The organism is Sphingobacteriaceae bacterium GW460-11-11-14-LB5, from assembly GCA_002151545.1.
In the GTDB taxonomy this organism is placed as follows: Bacteria; Bacteroidota; Bacteroidia; order Sphingobacteriales; family Sphingobacteriaceae; genus Pedobacter.
Genome location: CP021237.1, coordinates 4,338,171 through 4,357,353, shown reverse-complemented (window position 1 = coordinate 4,357,353; position 19,183 = coordinate 4,338,171). Strand labels below are relative to the sequence as shown.

The following is a 19,183-nucleotide window of genomic DNA, read 5'->3' as shown; positions in this document are numbered from 1 at the left end:
ATGGAAACAGTAGCAAATAAATACCTGAGGGTTTTGGTTACAGGGGCATCAGGCTTTATCGGCCGGAAATTAAGTTTTGCATTGGCAGAGATGGGTTACGATGTAGTGGCCCTCTGTAGAGATGTGAATCATCCCTTTCTTATCCGGCACCGCAATATTCAGTTTGTTAGAGGTGATGTGTTAGATCCTGAAAGTTTAGAAAATGCCATGAAAGATTGTTACCAGGTTTACCATACTGCTGCGATGGCCAAAATGTGGTGCAGGAACGAACAGGATTTTTATGATGTTAATGTAACCGGGACTAGAAATGTACTCAATTGCGCATTAAAACTGGGTGTAGAAAAGGTTGTGCATACTTCAACCTGCGGCGTATGGGGACCGACATTAAATTTGCCGGTTTCGGAGAACGACCCAAGGGCTGTTGGCTTTCCGATCAGTTACGAACGCACAAAATACCTGGCTGAATTAGAAGTTAAGGAATTTGTAAAAAAAGGGCTGGAAGTGGTGATTGTAAACCCATCAAGGGTATATGGCGATGGGCCGATTACCGATAGCAATACGGTGAGTAAAATGGTCACTGGTTATCTAAAGGGTACCTGGCATTTTATTCCAGGCGATGGAAAAGCAATTGCCAACTATGCTTTTGTAGATGACGTAGTAGATGGGCATATTGCAGCCATGCAGCATGGCAGGAATGGTGAACGGTATATTTTGGGTGGCGTTGACGTGTCATTTAACGGGTTCTTCAGTACCTTAAGACAAATCACGGGCAAAAAAAGAAGTCTGTATAAAATTCCGGTGAATATCATTAAAGCTTACAGTGTGCTGGAATCTTTAAAATCGCGGCTTTTTAATCTTAGCCCGTTTTTCCTGCCTGAGTTTGCCGATAGGTTGAAATGCAACCAGCAATATTCGAGCAATAAAGCCATTGCCGAACTGAATTATAGGATAACACCTTTTGCTGTAGGACTATGGAAAACTGTGAACCATTTTCAAAGTAATTAATTAAACCATCGTCCTCGTTTGCAACGAGGACGATTGAGGTTCACATTTGTAATATAGTGCTAAGGCTCGAAAGTCGATGCAATCGACATTCACGTACGTCCTCGTTACAAACGAGGACGATATATAAAATAAAAAGATAACCGCTATAAACGGATATAAAATGAAACATTTAACAGTATTGATTACGGGTGCAAGTGAAGGTTTGGGTAAATCTTTTGCCATCGAATCGGCCAAACGCGGGCTAGGTTTGGTGTTGGTTTCGCTGCCGAATAGTGGATTGGAACATTTAGCGAATTACCTTCGAGTAAACTTTAACAGCAAGGTATGCTGTATTGAAATAGATTTAACCAAAAGTACTTCCGCCAGCGAAATATTTGAGAAGCTAAAAGCGCATAAAATCGAGGTTAATGTTTTGATCAATAATGCGGGTTTAGGGAACTGGAGTTGGTTTGAAGATAAAAATGTCGATTTTTATAGAACACAGATCGACCTTAACATTACCAATACGGTGTTACTTACACGGTTATTTTTAAATCATATTGATAAAAGTAGGGCCAGCTATATTTTAAATGTGGGCAGTTTAGGAGGGCATTTTATTGTTCCGAAAAAGCAGGTGTACGGCGCAACCAAATCTTTTATCGGTTATTTTACCCGTTGTTTGCAACTCGAATTGAGCGGTACAAATGTGCATATCAGTTTACTTAGTCCGGGCGGCATAAACACTAAACCAGAATTATTGGTGATGAACAATGAGCTGAAAGGTTTTGCAAAAGCCACTATTTTAGAGGCCGATTATGTTGCCAAAACAGCAATAGATGGGATGTTGAAAGGGAAGAAAGAAATCATACCAGGTTTTGCCAACCGCTTTTTAATGATGTTGGATAAAATTATGCCAGGCTTTTTAAAAGAAATTATAATTAGGCGTAAATTGAAATCGATTTTAACAACTTAGATTTTAAACCGAATCTGTGAGGTTTTTAAAACTTTGCAGATTTAGCTTTATGGAAAGTAACGATACCCATCTGATCGGATTAATTAAAAGCGGCAATAAGCAGGCTTTCGACGAAGTGTTTTTAAAACATTTCAAGAGTTTGCATGCCTATGCTTTTACCATAATTAAAGAAAAAGATGATGCCGAAGAAATTGTTCAGAATGTGTTTGTACGCATCTGGACAAAAAGAGAGCAACTTAAAACAGATGGGTTTTTGAAATCATTTCTCTATCGTTCAGTACACAACGAAAGTCTGAATTACCTGAAACATCAAAAAGTGAGATCGAATTTTAACATTCATTATGCCGATGCAGTGAAAAACGATACAGGGAATTTAAATACAGAGATCATGGCAACAGAACTGGAAAAGAATATCCATTCGGCAATAAACGAGCTGCCCGAAAAATGCAGAAATGTGTTTCAGTTGAGCAGGTTCGACCAGATGAAATATCAGGAAATTGCCGATGCACTAAATATTTCGATCAAAACGGTAGAAAACCAGATGGGAAAGGCGCTAAAAATTTTACGCCTTAGGGTGGTCGATTTCCTGATCCTCATTTTTATTTTATTGAAATAAGCTTATGGATAAAAACTATACACATATTAACGATGATTTGCTGGCAAAATACTTGCTTGGAGAGGCTACTGTGCCCGAAAGTGAGCAGGTTGAAGCATGGGCGGCATCAAATCCTGATCACCTTAAACAATTAGAAGATTTCAGGACAATACTGGAGAAAAGTAAACTGCAGATTGATCCCGAAATTGATGAACACCAGGCTTTAGAAAGGTTGAATATCCGTTTACAGCGTGAGAAAAAAACGTTCAGCTATAAATTCGTTTTACGTTGGGTAGCCATTGTCGCAATTGTTTTGAGTGCGGGTTTATTCTTTTACAATAATTTAATTGGCCATAAAATAAATGTAAATAGCGGCGAAAGCACTTTAACACAAACACTTCCTGATGGTTCTACAGCAATCCTGAATAAACAATCTGAACTTTCTTTTGTAGGGGGATTTTTTAATAAAACCCGTAATGTTAAACTAAAGGGTGAAGCCTTTTTTAAAGTCAGCGCCAATAAGTCGAAACCATTTATTATTAGTGTTAATGATGTGCTGGTCACAGTTGTAGGCACGGCATTTAATGTGAAAAGTGATGGGGCAGCCGTTGTGGTAATTGTAGAAAGTGGGATCGTTAAGGTAAACAACCGAAATGATAGTGTGCGTTTAACTGCCGGCGAAAAAGTAGAAGTGAGTCAAAATCAAGGCCATTTATCAAAGGGAGAAAATCAGGGCAAGTTGTACAATTACTATTATACAAACGAACTGGTTTGCGATGGAACACCGCTTCGCGATCTAGTCGAAGTGCTTAATGAAAAATTTAAATCCAATATTGTTATCGTAAATCCCGCATTAAAGGCACTCCCAATCAGCACAACCTTTAAAAACGAATCGCTTAAAGAAATCCTGAATGTAATCGCTGAAACTTTTAAAATAAGGGTAGAGTATGGGCAGGATGTGATCAAACTTAAATAAGAACCAATGCGTACGCTCAAAATTACTGTTCTTTTTCTCTTTATTTTCTGTTCATTAGTACGTGCCCAGTCGAATTTATCCAGAAACATCAGTCTCAATATCGATCAACAAAAATTAAGTTCTGTATTGGCGATGATAGAAAAGAAAGGCGGTTTTAGGTTTTCTTATAACAGCAATATATTGCCGGTTGACAGCTTGATTAGTATCCACGAAAATAACCTGAATATTGCCGAAACACTGGATAAAATATTAAACCATAGGTTCGAATATCGTCAATCGGGTAATTTTGTAATTATCAGGTATGCACCGCTCGAATTGCTTTTATTGGTGAATGAATCAGTGGGTAGCCCCGAGCTTTATACCATTACAGGCCAGATAGTAGACAAACGGACCAATAAACCTATTCAAGACGCCAGTATTTATGAACGAAACCTGTTGGTTTCCGAAATATCGGATGGAAATGGTTATTTTTCCATGCGGTTAAAAAATATCACGCAACCCATATCATTAACCGTAAGCAAGGAGAACTATAAATCTACAGTTACCCATTTCCTGGCAGAGGTGAACATTACCAATAGAAAGGAGAATCCAGCAGAAAGATTTATCAGCGGAAATTTAGATGATGTAGAAAAAACCTGGCTGGGGAATACACTGGTTACGGCGCAACAAAAAATCCAGTCGATTAATATCGGTGGTTTTATTTCAAAGGCTCCCTTTCAATTTTCAATTATTCCGGGTTTAAACTCTCATGGTTCGTTGAGTGGGCAGGTGGTGAACAAATTTTCGCTTAATGTTATAGGGGCTTATAGCGCAGGAGTAGATGGAGGTGAAATTGGTTTTATTTTTAATATTAATAAAAGTAATGTACGGTATTTTCAGTTTGGAGGAGCATTTAATTTAGTTGGTGGAAACGTTAAGGGTGTTCAGATTGCAGGTTTATTTAACGATGTAAAGGGCGGTGCCGAAGCGCTACAAGTTGCAACTGGATTTAATCGTATTGGCAAAAACTTTAGAGGGGTTCAAGTTGGTGGCATTGGCAACTCGATTAAAAACAATTTTAATGGCGCACAGTTTTCTGCTGGTATTAATGTAATAGGCGATACTTTAAAAGGTATACAGGTTGGTGCTTTTAACCTGGTTGACAAAGAGACAAAAGGTGTGCAAATAGGAGTTGGCGGGAACATTGTGAACGGTAGAACCAGTGGGATACAGATTGGCGGTATTGCCAATATCAACCATGAAACCAGTGGATTAAATCTTGCTGTACTCGCCAATTTTACTTCACAAACTGCGAGCGGATTTCAGGTTGGAGCGATTAATTATGCCAAAAACTTAAAAGGCATTCAACTTGGGATACTAAATGTTTCGAATGAAAATGACGGCTATTCAATCGGACTCATCAATGTTGCATTAAAAGGTTATCATAAATTTAGTTTCAGCACCAATGAAAGTACAACTTATAATGTGGCATATAAAGGTGGAAGTAATCGTTTATACAATATGCTGATCTTTGGTATGAACAAAAAATCTTCTGAAAAAGCATATACCGGCGGCTTGGGTTTTGGCAAGGAAATCAGATTGTTTGGAAGTGTTTCCCTAAATCCTGAAATAAGTTCTCAGTATGTATATCAAGGCAGTTGGGATTACCTCAACCTGCTGAATAAATTTGAGCTGCCGATAAACATCTGGTTAAATAAATGGCTGGCCATACAAGGCGGTCCATCGGTTAATATTTATTACACTAAACAAAACACCAGGATCGGTGGATTTGGTTTATTGCAGGAAAAACATCAAGATTTCTCTTTTAACAATTCGAGATATACCGGTTGGTTGGGGTGGAATGTAGGGTTGGTCATTTTATAAAAATAGCCTTGAAAAGACCTATAAGGTTTTTAAAACCTTATAGGTCTAAATCTATGAACCCCTCTTTTTGATGAAAGGCTATAAACTCTTCAATTCCGCCGAACCAATCAAAAACAGCATTTCGCTCAAGTTTTGAATTTTTATTGATCGAAATTATTGTGTTGTAAGAAGAATAATCCCATTCCGATGCTGATTTGCAAAAGCCATGATGCACTGGGTTTTGGTGTATGTACTTAATTAACCTAGAGAAATAAAATTCATCCTTGATTTCTTTTCTTCGCGTGAAGTCTAAAAATAAAGCGCCTTTTCTATTATGTTGTTTGTTGAATGCTTTGGCATAACTATTTAAAAAATTGCTGAGTTGTTGCATAATAAATTTATGGAAATCAAATTCACCATCATCATTTTTTGACAGCAGTCTGATTGCCTTTTCATCCCTCACCTGTATTAATACATGAAAATGATTAGGCATTAAACAGTAGCTAAATGTTTTAGCGATAGGAGATATGTATTTATCATATCTACTTAAGAAAAAGATAAAATTATCATGCTTTCTAAAAAGATTCTCATCTCCTACAGCGTGATTATAGATATGGTAAAAATTGTCGGGATGAAATTTGTCGAAATATTTCATGGCAATTTTTTTATAAATATAAGAATCCTATAAGGCTTTTAAAATCTTATAGGATTTAATCTATACTGCCAACCCCTAACTGCTTAATGGTCAAACTCACCTGCATTCCTGGCTGATTCTTCATCAGATACCAGTTTCCTTACTTTCTTTTTATCTAACCACAATACCAGTGCTGGCAATAAAGTTAAATTGAAAATTAAGGCGACCAATAAGGTGATGGATAGGAGTAAGCCTAGTACTACCGTTCCTCCGAAAGTAGAAGCCGTAAAAATTCCGAAGCCAAAGAATAAAATTAAAGCAATGTGGGTCATGCTCACACCTGTTTCGGTAATGGTATCGGTAATCACTTTCGGTACGCTGAAATTGGTCAGGTTTAATTCCTGCTGATAACGCGTTAAGAAATAAATGGTCTGATCGGAAGCTAAACCAAAGGCAATGGTGAAAATTAATATGGTAGAAGGTTTTAGGGAAATTCCAAAATAACCCATAATCCCCGCGGTAATAATTAAAGGAACAATGTTGGGCAACAGCGAAATAAACATAATACCCAAACTCTTAAATTGGGCAAGCCTTAAAAGAGAAATCAATACGATGGCAAGTGCAATACTTTCAACCAAATGCCTTAACATATAATCGGTTCCTTTAGAAAAAATAATGCTCGATCCGGTCAGTTCTACATCAAACTTAGATGGAGGCAAAATACTATCGATACGCGGTTTTAACTCGAGCATAATTGCATCCAAACGTTTGGAGCCAACGTCAGCCATTTGAAAACTGATCCTTGTACTCTGGTTTCCCTTGCTGATGAAGTTGGTTAACAGACTTGCATTTCCCTTGCCGCCGTTGGCAATGTATGCCAGAATAAAATTCTTTTCTAAATTATCCGGTAAACGGAAAAAGGTAGAGTCATTATTGTAGAAGGCCTGTGTAGCATATTTCAGACCCATATTTACCGAAATAGAACGCGAAAATTCAGGATAGGAAGAAATCATTTTTTCCAGTTTCTCCATTCTTTTCAGGTTGGTTAAATTGAAAACACCATTCTTTTTCTTGGTATCAACACTAACTTCCAGCGGTAAAATGCCTTCAAAATTTTTCTCAAAGAATTTTAAATCTGTTAAAATCTCTGAATTTTTAGGCAGGTCATCAACCACGTAGCCATTCACATTAATTTTCATTACCCCAATAAAGGCAATGATGGAGATAATAATTGTTCCGATATAAATCAAGCCACTTTTGTGTTGAACAAGCGTATCGGTTTTAACCAGTAACTTGTGTAAAAATCCTTCCTCAACATGTGTTTGTGCTTTAAGTTTTGGTGCTGGTAAGTAGCTAAAGATAATCGGGATTAAACATAAACACATTAACCAGGTAACCATTACATTAATGGAGGCCACGCTGCCAAATTGCATCAAAAGTTCACTTCCGGTAAAGTACAACACGCCAAATCCGATAGCTGCAGTAATATTCGCAATTAGCGTGGTAATGGCAATTCTTTCTATGGTTACGCTTAAGGCACGCTGTTTATCGCCGTCTTTTCTAAGTTCATTTTGGTATTTATTCAACAATAAAATACTGTTAGGGATACCAATAATTACAATAAGCGGTGGAATTAGCCCTGTTAAAATGGTCAGTTCAAAACCAAATAACACCAATGTGCCGATACTCCAGATTACACCCATCACCACTACTAAAATAGGGAAGAACACCGCGTAGAATTTCTTGAAGAAAAACAATAAAATTAGTGCAGAAACCAGGATCGATAAACCTAAAAACAGTACAAATTCGTTACTGACCAGTTTACTTACCGCGGTGCGAATATAAGGCAGGCCTGAAATATGCACCTGAATTTTTGTTGCTGTTTGAAAAGCTTTTGCCTTAGCCTCAATTTCTTTTAAGATAGGATTACGTTCGGCAGTGTTTAATATTTTCGTGTCGAAAGTGATGGCCATTAAAGTTGCATTCTGACGGTTGTAAACCAGTCCTTCGAAAAAAGGATTGCTATAAATGGTATTCTTGATCGAATCCATCTCGGCATCGGTTTTAATCAAACCACCAGGTAGCGGCTTTAAAACAAATTTTTGGTTCACCGTATCCTTTTCCAGTTGAAAAATCCTTCCTGATGATAAAACCTGCTTAATACCTTTTAATTTCTGGATATCGTTAGAAAGCTGAACCCATTGGTTGTACACTTCTTTTTTAAAAATATCAGGCGATTGTATACCTACCACCATCACACTTCCGTCTTCGCCGAAGGTCTTTTTAAAAGCATTATATTTTACGAATGCGCTATCGGTAACAGGCAGGATTTTGCTCCCGGTGTAGGAGAGTTTTACATTTTTGGCCTGATAAGCCATAAAAATTGTTCCTAATACGAAAAATACGATGATTGCGATACGGTTCTGAAGAATAAATCTCGATAGCTTAACCCACATGTGTAGCTTAGTTTTTAATAATAATATAACGGCAAAACTAATCTTATTTGTAAAACGTGATTACTTTTTGCACAATTAAATTTGCACAAATAACATACTTTTGAAAAAATTGTTTTAATCGCATGTTGCACAAAGTTAGAGGCATTGTTTTAAAGACGACAAACTACAGCGAAAGTAGTGTGGTGGTGCAGGTGCTTACCGATAAATTTGGCATGCAGTCTTACCTCATTAATGGTGTTAAAAAACCAAAAGCAAAGATTAAAATGAACATGCTGCAATCGCTCCATTTGCTGGATATGGTGGTTTATCATAAAACAAATACCAATATTCAAAGGGTATCGGAAGTTCGGCAAACACCGGTTTTTAAAAGCATTCCTTACGATATGATTAAAACAAGTATCGTTATTTTTTTAAATGAGGTATTGTATAAAAGCATCAGGCAACAATCGGCCGATGAGAGTTTATTCGATTATATTTTTAATTCGATTGCCTGGTTTGATGAAATTGAAGAGATTAATCCCAATTTCCACTTGTCATTTTTGTTAAAACTCACCCGTTTTTTAGGTTTTTCGCCCAACGAGAAAAGAAGAAACGACCAGATTTATTTCGATTTACAGGAAGGTGAATTTACTTCCAGGTTACCTATTCACTCCAATTACCTCCAGTTGGAAGATGCCCTTGGATTTATTTCCCTTTTTCATACACCGCTCGAAAAAATTTCTGAAATAAAAATGAGCAATGCACAGCGGCGTTTTTTGTTAGATAAGATATTGGTTTTCTATACCTTACATACAGCGTCGTTCGGGGTGGTACAATCGCATAAAATCCTCGAAACTTTGTTAAGTTGAAAAAAAAGAAAAAAAGATTTGCAGAACAGTTTTATAGCGCTATATTTGCATTCCCAAACGGAGGATGGGGCATTAAGTTTGAAAATATAAAAAGGGAAATTAGCTCAGCTGGTTCAGAGCACCTCGTTTACACCGAGGGGGTCGGGGGTTCGAACCCCTCATTTCCCACCAAGCCTTTCAGTACAACTGGAAGGCTTTTTTATAAAAATTTGAAATACCCTAAAGGGAAATTAGCTCAGCTGGTTCAGAGCACCTCGTTTACACCGAGGGGGTCGGGGGTTCGAACCCCTCATTTCCCACTTAAGTCCTTCAGTTTTACTGAAGGACTTTTTTTGTTTTAAGATTAGCTTCATTGAGCATTACATGGTTACCGCATAAGCGAGAATGATGTCAACTAGAGATTTAGCTAGGCTCCCATAACTCAATCTTATTGCCTTCTCCATCCATAATATGGATAAATTTCCCATAATCGTAAGTGGTAATCTCATCAAGTATGGTTACGCCGTTTTCTTTAAGTTTCTCAACAAGGCCTTCAATATGCTGTACGCGATAGTTAATCATGAAATCCTTTTTAGACGGCGAAAAATATTCATCTCCTTTTTTGAAAGGGCTCCATTGAAGTGATTCGATCTCCTCAGGATTATTGAGACTTCTGGACTCAAAACTCGTGGTACCCCAGGCACTCATTTCAAATCCTAAATTTTTAGCATACCAATCTTTCGTTTCCTGCGGATTATCGGAAAAAAAGAAAATGCCGCCAATACCTGTCACCTTTGGTGTGGTATCAGCAGCTGAAGTTAAGTTGTCTTTTTGTTCTTCCATATTATTTTTTTTCTAGTTGGCTGATTGCAAGTACTGTTGCAACCGATATCATTATTGCTGGTGTTTTTTATTGATTTCAAGATAGCAGAAAATCAATTCTTCCCAAGTATATTTTTCTCCACACAAACGATTGATTATAAGTTCAAGCGGAACGTAATTCATGTTTTAATTCGACTTATTGAACCGTTTAAATCAGGCTAACAACCCTGCAGAATAACCCGATTCAGGTTATGCGCTACTTGTAGTATTAATACTTCTTTACTTCAGTTATTTAGTTGATTTTACGGGGAATGTAAGTGCTTTAAACACAAACGTTTGCGTAATGTTTTGTCGAAGATTATGGTTGAAATGCTCAATTGCTACATTAAATTAGAGAAAGCAAGCCGCTGCTATAAGTCCCTGTTTGATACATCATTACTAACCATAAATCTCAACCAAATCAATGAAAAAGTCTATCAAATCAATTTCAAGCCTGGCAATATTAGGGTTTGTATTATTTACCAGTTCTTGCAAAAAGCAGGAAAATTTAGCGGGTGCAGATGATGCATCTTTAAATCAAAATGAAAAGCTTGGTCTTGTAGGTACCCAGTCGCTAGGCGGTACATCATTAACGGTTTCGATGGGGGGAAATGCTTATGTAACCACATTGGCATCTGGAGGAGTAGAAACGGTAACTTCAACAAAACTGGCAAACTGGACGAATGCCAACAGTATTTTTAGCTCTTATTTCAGGATCGGAAATACAGGTGCATTAACGGTAGCCGTAAAAGCATCAGTACCGAGTGGTACAAGTGTTTTAAAAATTACCATAAATGGAACGCCGTTTAATGTAACGGCAACAGGTACAGCAAATACCACTTATACCGTTGGTACAGTAAACATTACTACTCCCGGTTATGTAACTGTTCAGTTTCAGGGCGTAAGTAAAACAGGTTCGTATTTTGCTGATGTTTCAGATCTTGTGATCAGTGGAGCAGCCGTGGCATCGAATGTGTATTATGCGAACGATCCTGCTAATTATTATTGGTCTAGAAGAGGCCCTTCAGTTCACCTGGGTTTTTCAACGCCGGCCAATACAGAGTGGTTTTATAGTGAAATTACTGTTCCAACCGGAGAAGATAAAATTGGAAGTTATTACATGGCCAATGGTTTTAGTGGTGGCTATTTCGGAATGCAGGTTAACTCGGCAACAGAACGCAGGATGCTTTTTTCGGTATGGAACCCTACTGGTGGAACCACAACCTGGACCAGAAAAGGCACTAATGTTGTGGCGACTAATTTTACAGGAGAGGGTGAAGGCGGGCAGTCTTACCTGATTTATAATTGGGTTGCTGGAAATACCTATAAGTTTTTAACACAGGCCAAGCCAGATGGATTGGGAAATACCATTTATTCTTCGTGGTTTTATGCACCAGAACTAGGTACCTGGTCGTTCATGGCTTCATGGAAAAAACCAAATACCAATAGCTATTTAACAGGATTATATTCTTTCTTAGAAAACTTTAATGATAAAAACGGTTATCTGGGCAGAAGAGCCGATTACAATAACCAATGGATCCGCAATACTGCTGGTACCTGGACAGAGATTACTACAGCCAATTTTACAGTTGATGCCACAGGTACCAATCAACAAAGGATGGATTTTGCAGGTGGTGTATCGGGCGGTAAATTTTATTTGCGAAATGGTGGGTTTTTTGCCAATTACGTTACGCCGAACCAGTCATTTACCAGAACAGCTACAGGTACAGCGCCAACGGTTAACTTAACCACGCTTCCATAGCTTCCAATAAATACCTTAAGCACAAAGTAGGTTGATGTATACTGCTTTGTGCTTTATTAATCTTTATAATTATTTACCTTATTCAATTATATATCCGAAATTGCCTGCCGATAAACAGTGGCAAATGTTCGGTAAAATTATCAGGTTCATTTTTTATGGAAACTACTTCGTGGGCATTCTGGCTGTTGCGCTCACGCTCGAAGCAACCTTCCAATTAAGGCTGCCGCTTAATTCATTAAATTACTACCTGTTGCTTTTTCTGGCACCAACTATCTATTATACCTACGCTTACAATAAGGTTTCTACCAAACCATCTACAACCAATCCCCGCAATCAGTGGTATTTCAAGCATAAGCGGTTTATCAACTGGAGTCAGGCTGTGCTTTTTATTATTTGCATGCTGCTGGCCATCAACCTGCTCTACCAAAACTTTCAGCATATCCTGGCTTTGCCATTTAGTTATTGGGTGGCCATATTGATCATCATCACCGCAGGAGGATTATACTATGGTTTGTTGCCCAGATCTTTTCTCCAATTTAACCTGCGTAATACTGGCTGGTTAAAAGCTTTTGTAATCGGTTTTGTGTGGGCCTGCTGTGCCAATGTATTGCCGTTAATTATGCTTAAAATTGAAACAGGGGTTGGTTACCATGATTCTGTACTTTGGACCTGGTTATTTATTAAAAATTGGATGTTTTGCACGGTAAATGCAATCATTTTTGACATTAAAGATTACCCAACCGATGCCAATAAACATTTAAGAACATTTGTAGTGCGTTACGGTCTGCGCAGAACAATTTTCAGTATCCTGATTCCATTGCTGATTATTGGCTTAATTTCTTTGGGCATATTTGCGCGTTACAAAGGTTTCGGATTGCCGCAGGTTTTATTTAATGTGCTGCCTTTTATCCTCACGATTTACGTGGCCTATTCCATGCACAGAAGAAAAAATATTCTTTATTATTTGATGGTAATTGATGGACTCATTTTGTTTAAAGCGATATGCGGAATAATCGGAATGCAGTTTGTACGATAGGGGTTAATGGTTTAAATCGGTTAAGGGGTTAATCGGTGTTATGTCAATTAACCAATTTCAACAATTAAACAGTTAACCAATGAACAACAACTACGATAAATTAGCAAACCATTACGATACTTTAAGTCGTTTGGTGTTTTTTAAATCGCAGGTGAATTCGCAGATCAATCAACTTCAATATATTCAGGAGAATAGCCATGTATTAATTGTAGGCGGTGGTACCGGGTGGATTTTGGAGGAACTGGCGAAGGTTTACACCAACGGGTTAAAGATTGTTTACGTAGAAATATCTGCCAAAATGATTGCGCTTTCTCAAAAACGAAACTATAAAGACAATCAGGTCACATTCGTAAACCTTGGTATCGAGGATTTTAAAACTGATGTCTTATTTGATGTAATTTTAACACCTTTTTTATTTGATAATTTTGCGGAGCAACGGGCTGTAAAAGTATTCAGGCAGTTACATGACTATTTAAAGAAAGAGGGATTATGGTTTCTGGTCGATTTTTCATTCAACAAAATCAATGGAAACTGGTGGAAATGGCTGCTGCTCAAATCCATGTACAGCTTTTTTAGATTGTTAGGTATTGTAGAAGCGGATGAGCTTATCAATATGAATCCATATTTTTTCAAAGCCAGTTATCTGATTGTGGAAGAACGACTCTATTATGGCGGTTTTATCAAGGCAACCATCTTCAGAAAATAAAATGACATTAATTTAATGCAATAATGTTGCATTTGTGTATTCGTTTTGGATCTTTGTAATAAAAGATTTAGATATGGATTTTGATGTAATCATTATTGGCGGAAGCTATGCAGGCTTATCTGCTGCTTTAACTTTGGGCAGGGCCACGAGAAATGTTTTGGTCATCGATGCGGGCAAATCGTGTAACAGGCAAACCCCGCATTCGCATAATTTTTTAACGCACGATGGTGATAAACCTGCTGATATTGCTAAAGCTGCGAAGACAGAAGTGCTGAAATACCCAACATTCAGATTTTTAGAAGGGAAAGTTATTTCGGCCAGGAAAATAGATGGAGGTTTTAGCGTTGAGATAGCGAAGGGTGAAAATTTTACGGCACGGAAAATATTATTGGCTACAGGTTTAAAAGATGTACTACCTAACATTAAAGGTTTGTCCGAGTGTTGGGCCATTTCTGCTATACATTGCCCTTATTGCCACGGCTACGAGGTGAAGGGTGAAAAAATAGGGCTGTTAATGAATGGCGAACATGCATTTGAGATGGCCAAAACCCTGAACCATTGGAATAAAGATTTAACGATATTAACTAACGGTAAATCGCAGCTAAGCGCCGAGCAGACTGAAAAATTAAAAGCTAAATCAATGACCATCATAGAAGATGAAGTTGTTGAACTGCTGCACAATAATGGCTATCTTGAAGAGGTTGTTTTTAAAAACGGTGAGAAATTGACTTTGAAAGCGATATACATAAAACCCGATGTGGAACAACATTTCAATTTCAACGAGCAGCTCGGATTTGAACTCACAGATTTAAAAACAATAAAAGTCGATGAGCAACAGCAAAGCACGGCCAAAGGCGTTTATGCCGCAGGAGATTGTGCAACCCTGTTTAGGTCGCTATCTATCATTACAGCTGCAGGAACAATGGCCGCAGTGGTGATGAATAAGGAAATGATTTCTGAAGATTTTTGATCAATCATCGGAAATTAAAATAAAATTGCACCAACAATGGTGGCAATAAATATCGCTGCGATCACAATTCTATCGGCAGTAATCCATTGCGCTCTTGTGAGTGGTGTAACGCTTTTTTTTACGGTTTCTGCTTTATGCCTCGAAAGCCTGAAAACGGATGTGTCTAATTTAATAAGCATAGGGATGAGTTTAATAGGGTTAATTTCCTTAAGACAAATCCCAAGCCAAAAATTAAGAAAAATGTGGAATTGTTAATAACTTATATTTTTTTGTTATTCAACTGATATTTATACGTTTATCAATCCCATAAGGCGAATAAATAGCCGATTAAGCTGTATAGAAAATGAAACAGCTTAATCGTGCCAGATGTATAGTAATGAGTTTATTACCTATAGTTTTGTCTGCTCTTCCTGGGCTTTTAGTTTGCTATTCTTTTTGCCGTACCAGAAGTAAATGGCTAAGCCAATAATTAACCAAACCGCCAGCCTCAGCCAGGTTTCCCAGGGTAAAAATACCATCATGGCAATACAGGTTAAAATGCCTAAAATGGGAATTAAGGGTACAAATGGAACTTTAAATGGGCGTTTAGCTTCAGGATTTGTTTTTCTTAAGATCAGGATGCCCACACAAACCATTAAAAATGCCAGTAAGGTACCAATGCTAGTCATTTCGCCTACTACATTCATGGGGACAAATGCTGCAAAAAGTCCAATAAATACACAAAGGATAATGTTCGATTTGTAAGGTGTTTTAAATTTTGCATGAACATCAGAAAACATTTTTGGCAATAAGCCATCCTTACTAATGGAATAGAACATCCGCGATTGCGCCATTAAATCGATCAAGATTACCGAAGTATAACCGATCAAAATGGCCAGAATAATCGCCTGACTTAACCATGCATAAGGTGTTTTTTCGATGGCAATGGCTACAGGGGCACCGCTGTTGGCAAATTCTTTATAATTGGCCAGGCCAGTCATCACGTGCCCAAATAAACCGAATAAAACCGTGCAAACCAGCAACGATCCAATGATACCGATAGGTAAATCGCGGGCAGGGTTCTTCGTTTCCTGCGCCGAAGCGGCAACAGCATCGAAACCTATAAATACGAAAAAGACTAAACCAGCGCCACGTAAAACGCCGCTCCAGCCAAACTGACCAAAGGTCCCGGTATTTTCGGGGATGTAGGGATGGTAGTTGGCCGGATCGATATATTGCCAGCCCAATGCGATGAAAACCAATACCACGCCAACTTTAAGAAACACAATTATCCCGTTTACAATGGCCGAGCCTTTGGTACCGCGGATTAATATGGCTGTCATTAATACCACCACCAATGCTGCGGGGATGTTAATGATGCCATTAACGGTAGAACCATCGGCCAGTTTAGCGGTTTCGAAAGGAGATAAGGTTAACTGCGGAGGGAGATAAATATGCAGGCTGGCCAAAAATTTGGTTAAATACTGCGACCAGCTGATGGCTACGGTAGCACAACCCACAGAATATTCCAACACCAGATCCCAGCCTATAATCCAGGCGAAAAGCTCGCCCATGGTGGCATAAGAATAGGTATAGGCACTACCCGCAACCGGAATCATGGATGCAAATTCAGCATAACATAAAGCTGCAAAACCACAGCCCAATGCTGCAATAACAAAAGATAGTGTAACTGCTGGCCCAGAGTGGTTGGCCGCGGCCAAACCTGTAATCGAAAATAAACCTGCACCAAGCGTTAAACCTACGCCAATTAAAATAAGGTTAATGGGGCCTAAGGTTCTTTTTAGGCTTCCTTCGCCACTCTCGTTTGCCTCAGCAACTATGCTGGCAATAGATTTTTTCATGAAAATAAGTTAAGACGCTGCAAAATTATTAAAATATATTAATTCTATAGTATTTATATATATTATTCGTGTGTGGCCTACGAGGTTTAAAAGGGTAGGTATACGGGCAGACTTTGGAACGCTAAAGCAGTTAGAATGAATTTCTTCTTTTGGAAAATTTGCGTGCCGCTTTTCATGGGAGCTGTAGTCCCGCCATCGCTTGTAGTCCTCTCCCGATGAAAAATCGGGCTGCGGCCTACCCGCTCTGTCGGGTTTATTTACAGGGGGCTGTTCTGGCATTATCTCAAAAATCATTAATCGTAACAATAGCCCTATCCACCTTAAACCTGATAGAACCAAATAGCTCCCGATTTTATCGAATATTTTATATTTAAAAGCCTATCTAAATCGGGACTATAGGTGATAGCAGGACTACAAAAACCGAAGGATTACAGGACCTTGCTTTTCTAAAAAGTATTAAAAATTTTCAACTTTTACAGAATTATTTCCGAAACACAAAATTTAATTTAAAATTATTATGCTGATAATCAGTTATTTGTGAATTTAATTTGATTTATTTTAGTACTATGTATTGCATGGTAGTATATAAAACATATATCTTTGTTATATGATAGCAGAAAATACGCAAACACAAATGCGGAAGGGAATTCTGGAGTACTGTGTTTTATCAATCATCTCCCGGGGCGAAATATATGCTTCGGATATTATTGCCGAATTAAGGACGGCAAAGCTATTGGTGGTTGAGGGTACATTATATCCATTATTAACCAGGCTTAAAAACAACGGTTTGTTAAGCTACAACTGGGTAGAATCTACCTCAGGCCCACCGCGTAAATATTATACCTTAACCGAAGATGGCCGGGGTATTTTATCACAATTAGATCAAACCTGGCAGGAGCTGGCTTATGCTGTAGGTATTTCACAAAAAGGAGCCAATTCATAAATATTAAAAAGGAAATGGAAAAGACCATCATCATCAATATAGGGAACACGATTATTCATATTGAAGAAAGTGCTTACGAACTCTTAAAGGCCTACCTGAACGAAGTAAAACAATATTTTGCCAACCATGCAGATGACCTTGAAATTGTAACGGATATTGAAAACCGGATTGCGGAACTGTTAACCGAGCAATTAGAAGAGCAGAAAAAACAAGTGGTAGATTCGACCAACGTAAATTCGGTGATTGCGCAAATGGGTAAGGTGCAGGATTTTGATACCGTAGAAGAAGGTGAAGAGGAACCTGTAATGAACAGCGGTTACCAGCACCAGTATGTAGAGAAAAAATTGTACCGCGATATGGACGACCGCGTGGTAGCAGGGGTTTGTGCAGGTATTGCGCATTATGTAAACGCCGATCCTAAGTGGATTAGACTGGCAACATTGCTGATCAGCATAGCAGGTGGATTTGGACTATTGGTGTATGCCATCCTTTGGATCATTATGCCAAAGGCTAAATCGCGTATCGAAAGAATGGAAATGAAAGGTGAACCTGCGAATCTTCAGGGATTTCAGAAAAACCTGGATGAAGAATTACAAGCCGTTAAGGAGCGTTTAGGTGAAGTAAATAAACATGCCCAGCCTATATTTGCCCGTTTAGGGAATTTTATCGGAGAGTTTTTCGAGTGGCTTGGCCGGTTTATTTCGGGTACCGGAAAAGTGATTTTTAAGATCATTGCGGGTTTCATCGTTGTGTTTGGTGTACTCTTTTTAATTACTTTAATTATAGGTACGGCCGCTTTTCAGGGATTTTGGGATGCCAGTATTTATGAATATTTTCCCTTCTCTATTATTAATGAAGGCAATAGGGGGGCAATTTTATTTGGTGCATTTATTGTTTGCTTTGTACCGGTTTTAGCCCTGGTGTTATTCTCGATCAGGGTAGCTTTTAACAAACAGGCCATTAACAAAACACTTTCTTTTGCGCTGTTAATTATCTGGCTGGCGGGTGTAGCCATTACAGGTTATCAGGCGGCTAAAATATCATCAGAATTTAAGCAACATGCGGAGTTAACGCAAACAACCGACCTGAAAGCTTATCCGGTATATACCATCAATATCGATAAAAGTAAATATTTCAGCAAAGAAGATAGCGTGGCTTACCATATTGATGCGAATAATCGCCATCAGATTGTAGTTGATGATTTTGAAGACGGACCTTTTGTTTCACCGAACCATATCCGCATTGATATTAACAAGAGTGAAACTGGTGTTACCCGTTTAACACAGAAGTACGAATCGCAGGGTAAAACTTTTCAAAGTGCCTTGCAAAATGCGCAGAACATTAGCTACAATTATGTTGTGAAAGATGCTGAACTGATTTTTAGTCCGCGGTTTCAATTGAGAAAGGGAACCATTTGGAGAAACCAGGAAGTAAGGTTAAATCTTGAAATTCCGGTGGGTACAAAATTAATTTTAAAGCAGGATGCTTACCGCTATGTTAATAATTACTGGACTTGGGAATGTAACGACAGCGAAAATGATCACAACGATTCCAGCATATGGATTATGACTGATGATGGTTTGAAATGCGTGGCGAAATTAAAAGAAGAGGCGTTAAAAAAGGAAAAGTTAGAGCAGGAGCTACGTGATTTAGACCATTTGCGTCAAGATAAACCTAATGATACCCTTTACCAGGATTCCGTATCAAACCGAATTAAAGAAGTTAAAGAAGAGTTGGGTATAACGCCTGAATAATTGTTGCGTCATTTCGAGGGGGC

General features: G+C 38.3%; 16 protein-coding genes and 2 tRNA genes. 14 read left to right on the top strand and 4 right to left on the bottom strand.

The window, feature by feature from the left end:
• The 5 genes from CA265_17470 to CA265_17450 all read left to right on the top strand — a co-directional run bounded on the left by CA265_17470 (window position 1) and on the right by CA265_17450 (window position 5,391).
• Window positions 1-1,005, top strand: coding sequence for a hypothetical protein (locus tag CA265_17470; protein ID ARS41343.1), 1,005 nt, complete (start codon window positions 1-3; stop codon window positions 1,003-1,005).
• 160 nt (window positions 1,006-1,165) lie between these two features.
• A complete protein-coding gene (locus CA265_17465) occupies window positions 1,166-1,957 on the top strand; it encodes a hypothetical protein (GenBank protein ID ARS41342.1) in 792 nt (263 codons plus the stop codon).
• A gap of 49 nt (window positions 1,958-2,006) precedes the next feature.
• Window positions 2,007-2,573: an RNA polymerase sigma-70 factor gene (locus tag CA265_17460; GenBank protein ID ARS41341.1), complete on the top strand. Its 567-nt coding sequence runs from the start codon at window positions 2,007-2,009 to the stop codon at window positions 2,571-2,573.
• A 4-nt stretch (window positions 2,574-2,577) separates the two neighbouring features.
• Window positions 2,578-3,528 carry a hypothetical protein gene (locus CA265_17455; protein ID ARS41340.1) on the top strand — a complete coding sequence of 317 codons (951 nt, stop codon included), beginning with the start codon at window positions 2,578-2,580 and terminating at the stop codon, window positions 3,526-3,528.
• Window positions 3,529-3,534: 6 nt separating this feature from the next.
• Window positions 3,535-5,391 (top strand): hypothetical protein, encoded by a 1,857-nt coding sequence (locus CA265_17450; GenBank protein ID ARS41339.1) that lies wholly within the window; start codon window positions 3,535-3,537, stop codon window positions 5,389-5,391.
• Window positions 5,392-5,428: 37 nt separating this feature from the next.
• On the opposite strand, the gene CA265_17445 is transcribed toward CA265_17450, so the two are convergent.
• Both CA265_17445 and CA265_17440 read right to left on the bottom strand, forming a co-directional pair.
• The gene (locus CA265_17445; protein ID ARS41338.1) at window positions 5,429-6,025 is read right to left on the bottom strand and encodes a hypothetical protein; all 597 of its coding nucleotides are present in this window, start codon (window positions 6,023-6,025) and stop codon (window positions 5,429-5,431) included.
• 83 nt (window positions 6,026-6,108) lie between these two features.
• Entirely contained in the window at window positions 6,109-8,259 is a 2,151-nt protein-coding gene (locus tag CA265_17440) for a Fis family transcriptional regulator (GenBank protein ID ARS43040.1), read from the bottom strand.
• Between the two features lie 323 nt (window positions 8,260-8,582).
• Here CA265_17440 and CA265_17435 point away from each other — a divergent pair, with 323 nt between their 5' ends.
• From CA265_17435 to CA265_17425, 3 genes are all read left to right on the top strand, one after another.
• Entirely contained in the window at window positions 8,583-9,308 is a 726-nt protein-coding gene (locus CA265_17435) for a DNA repair protein RecO (GenBank protein ID ARS41337.1), read from the top strand.
• A gap of 93 nt (window positions 9,309-9,401) precedes the next feature.
• Window positions 9,402-9,479: transfer RNA gene (locus CA265_17430), tRNA-Val, on the top strand.
• A gap of 53 nt (window positions 9,480-9,532) precedes the next feature.
• A tRNA-Val gene (locus CA265_17425) sits at window positions 9,533-9,607 on the top strand.
• 103 nt (window positions 9,608-9,710) lie between these two features.
• Here the strand turns inward: CA265_17425 and CA265_17420 are convergent.
• Window positions 9,711-10,130, bottom strand: coding sequence for a glyoxalase (locus tag CA265_17420; GenBank protein ID ARS41336.1), 420 nt, complete (start codon window positions 10,128-10,130; stop codon window positions 9,711-9,713).
• A 442-nt stretch (window positions 10,131-10,572) separates the two neighbouring features.
• Here CA265_17420 and CA265_17415 point away from each other — a divergent pair, with 442 nt between their 5' ends.
• From CA265_17415 to CA265_17400, 4 genes are all read left to right on the top strand, one after another.
• Window positions 10,573-11,910 (top strand): hypothetical protein, encoded by a 1,338-nt coding sequence (locus tag CA265_17415; GenBank protein ARS41335.1) that lies wholly within the window; start codon window positions 10,573-10,575, stop codon window positions 11,908-11,910.
• A 124-nt stretch (window positions 11,911-12,034) separates the two neighbouring features.
• Window positions 12,035-12,946, top strand: a complete 912-nt coding sequence (locus tag CA265_17410; GenBank protein ARS43039.1) for a hypothetical protein — start codon at window positions 12,035-12,037, stop codon at window positions 12,944-12,946.
• 79 nt (window positions 12,947-13,025) lie between these two features.
• The gene (locus CA265_17405) at window positions 13,026-13,652 is read left to right on the top strand and encodes a hypothetical protein (GenBank protein ID ARS41334.1); all 627 of its coding nucleotides are present in this window, start codon (window positions 13,026-13,028) and stop codon (window positions 13,650-13,652) included.
• A 73-nt stretch (window positions 13,653-13,725) separates the two neighbouring features.
• Window positions 13,726-14,622 (top strand): pyridine nucleotide-disulfide oxidoreductase, encoded by an 897-nt coding sequence (locus CA265_17400; GenBank protein ID ARS41333.1) that lies wholly within the window; start codon window positions 13,726-13,728, stop codon window positions 14,620-14,622.
• A gap of 389 nt (window positions 14,623-15,011) precedes the next feature.
• Here CA265_17400 and CA265_17395 read toward each other — a convergent pair whose 3' ends face one another.
• Window positions 15,012-16,463: an amino acid transporter gene (locus tag CA265_17395; protein ID ARS41332.1), complete on the bottom strand. Its 1,452-nt coding sequence runs from the start codon at window positions 16,461-16,463 to the stop codon at window positions 15,012-15,014.
• A 607-nt stretch (window positions 16,464-17,070) separates the two neighbouring features.
• Here CA265_17395 and CA265_17390 point away from each other — a divergent pair.
• Both CA265_17390 and CA265_17385 read left to right on the top strand, forming a co-directional pair.
• Entirely contained in the window at window positions 17,071-17,406 is a 336-nt protein-coding gene (locus CA265_17390) for a PadR family transcriptional regulator (protein ID ARS41331.1), read from the top strand.
• 14 nt (window positions 17,407-17,420) lie between these two features.
• Entirely contained in the window at window positions 17,421-19,160 is a 1,740-nt protein-coding gene (locus CA265_17385; protein ARS41330.1) for a hypothetical protein, read from the top strand.
• The last annotated feature ends 23 nt before the right edge of the window (window positions 19,161-19,183 follow it).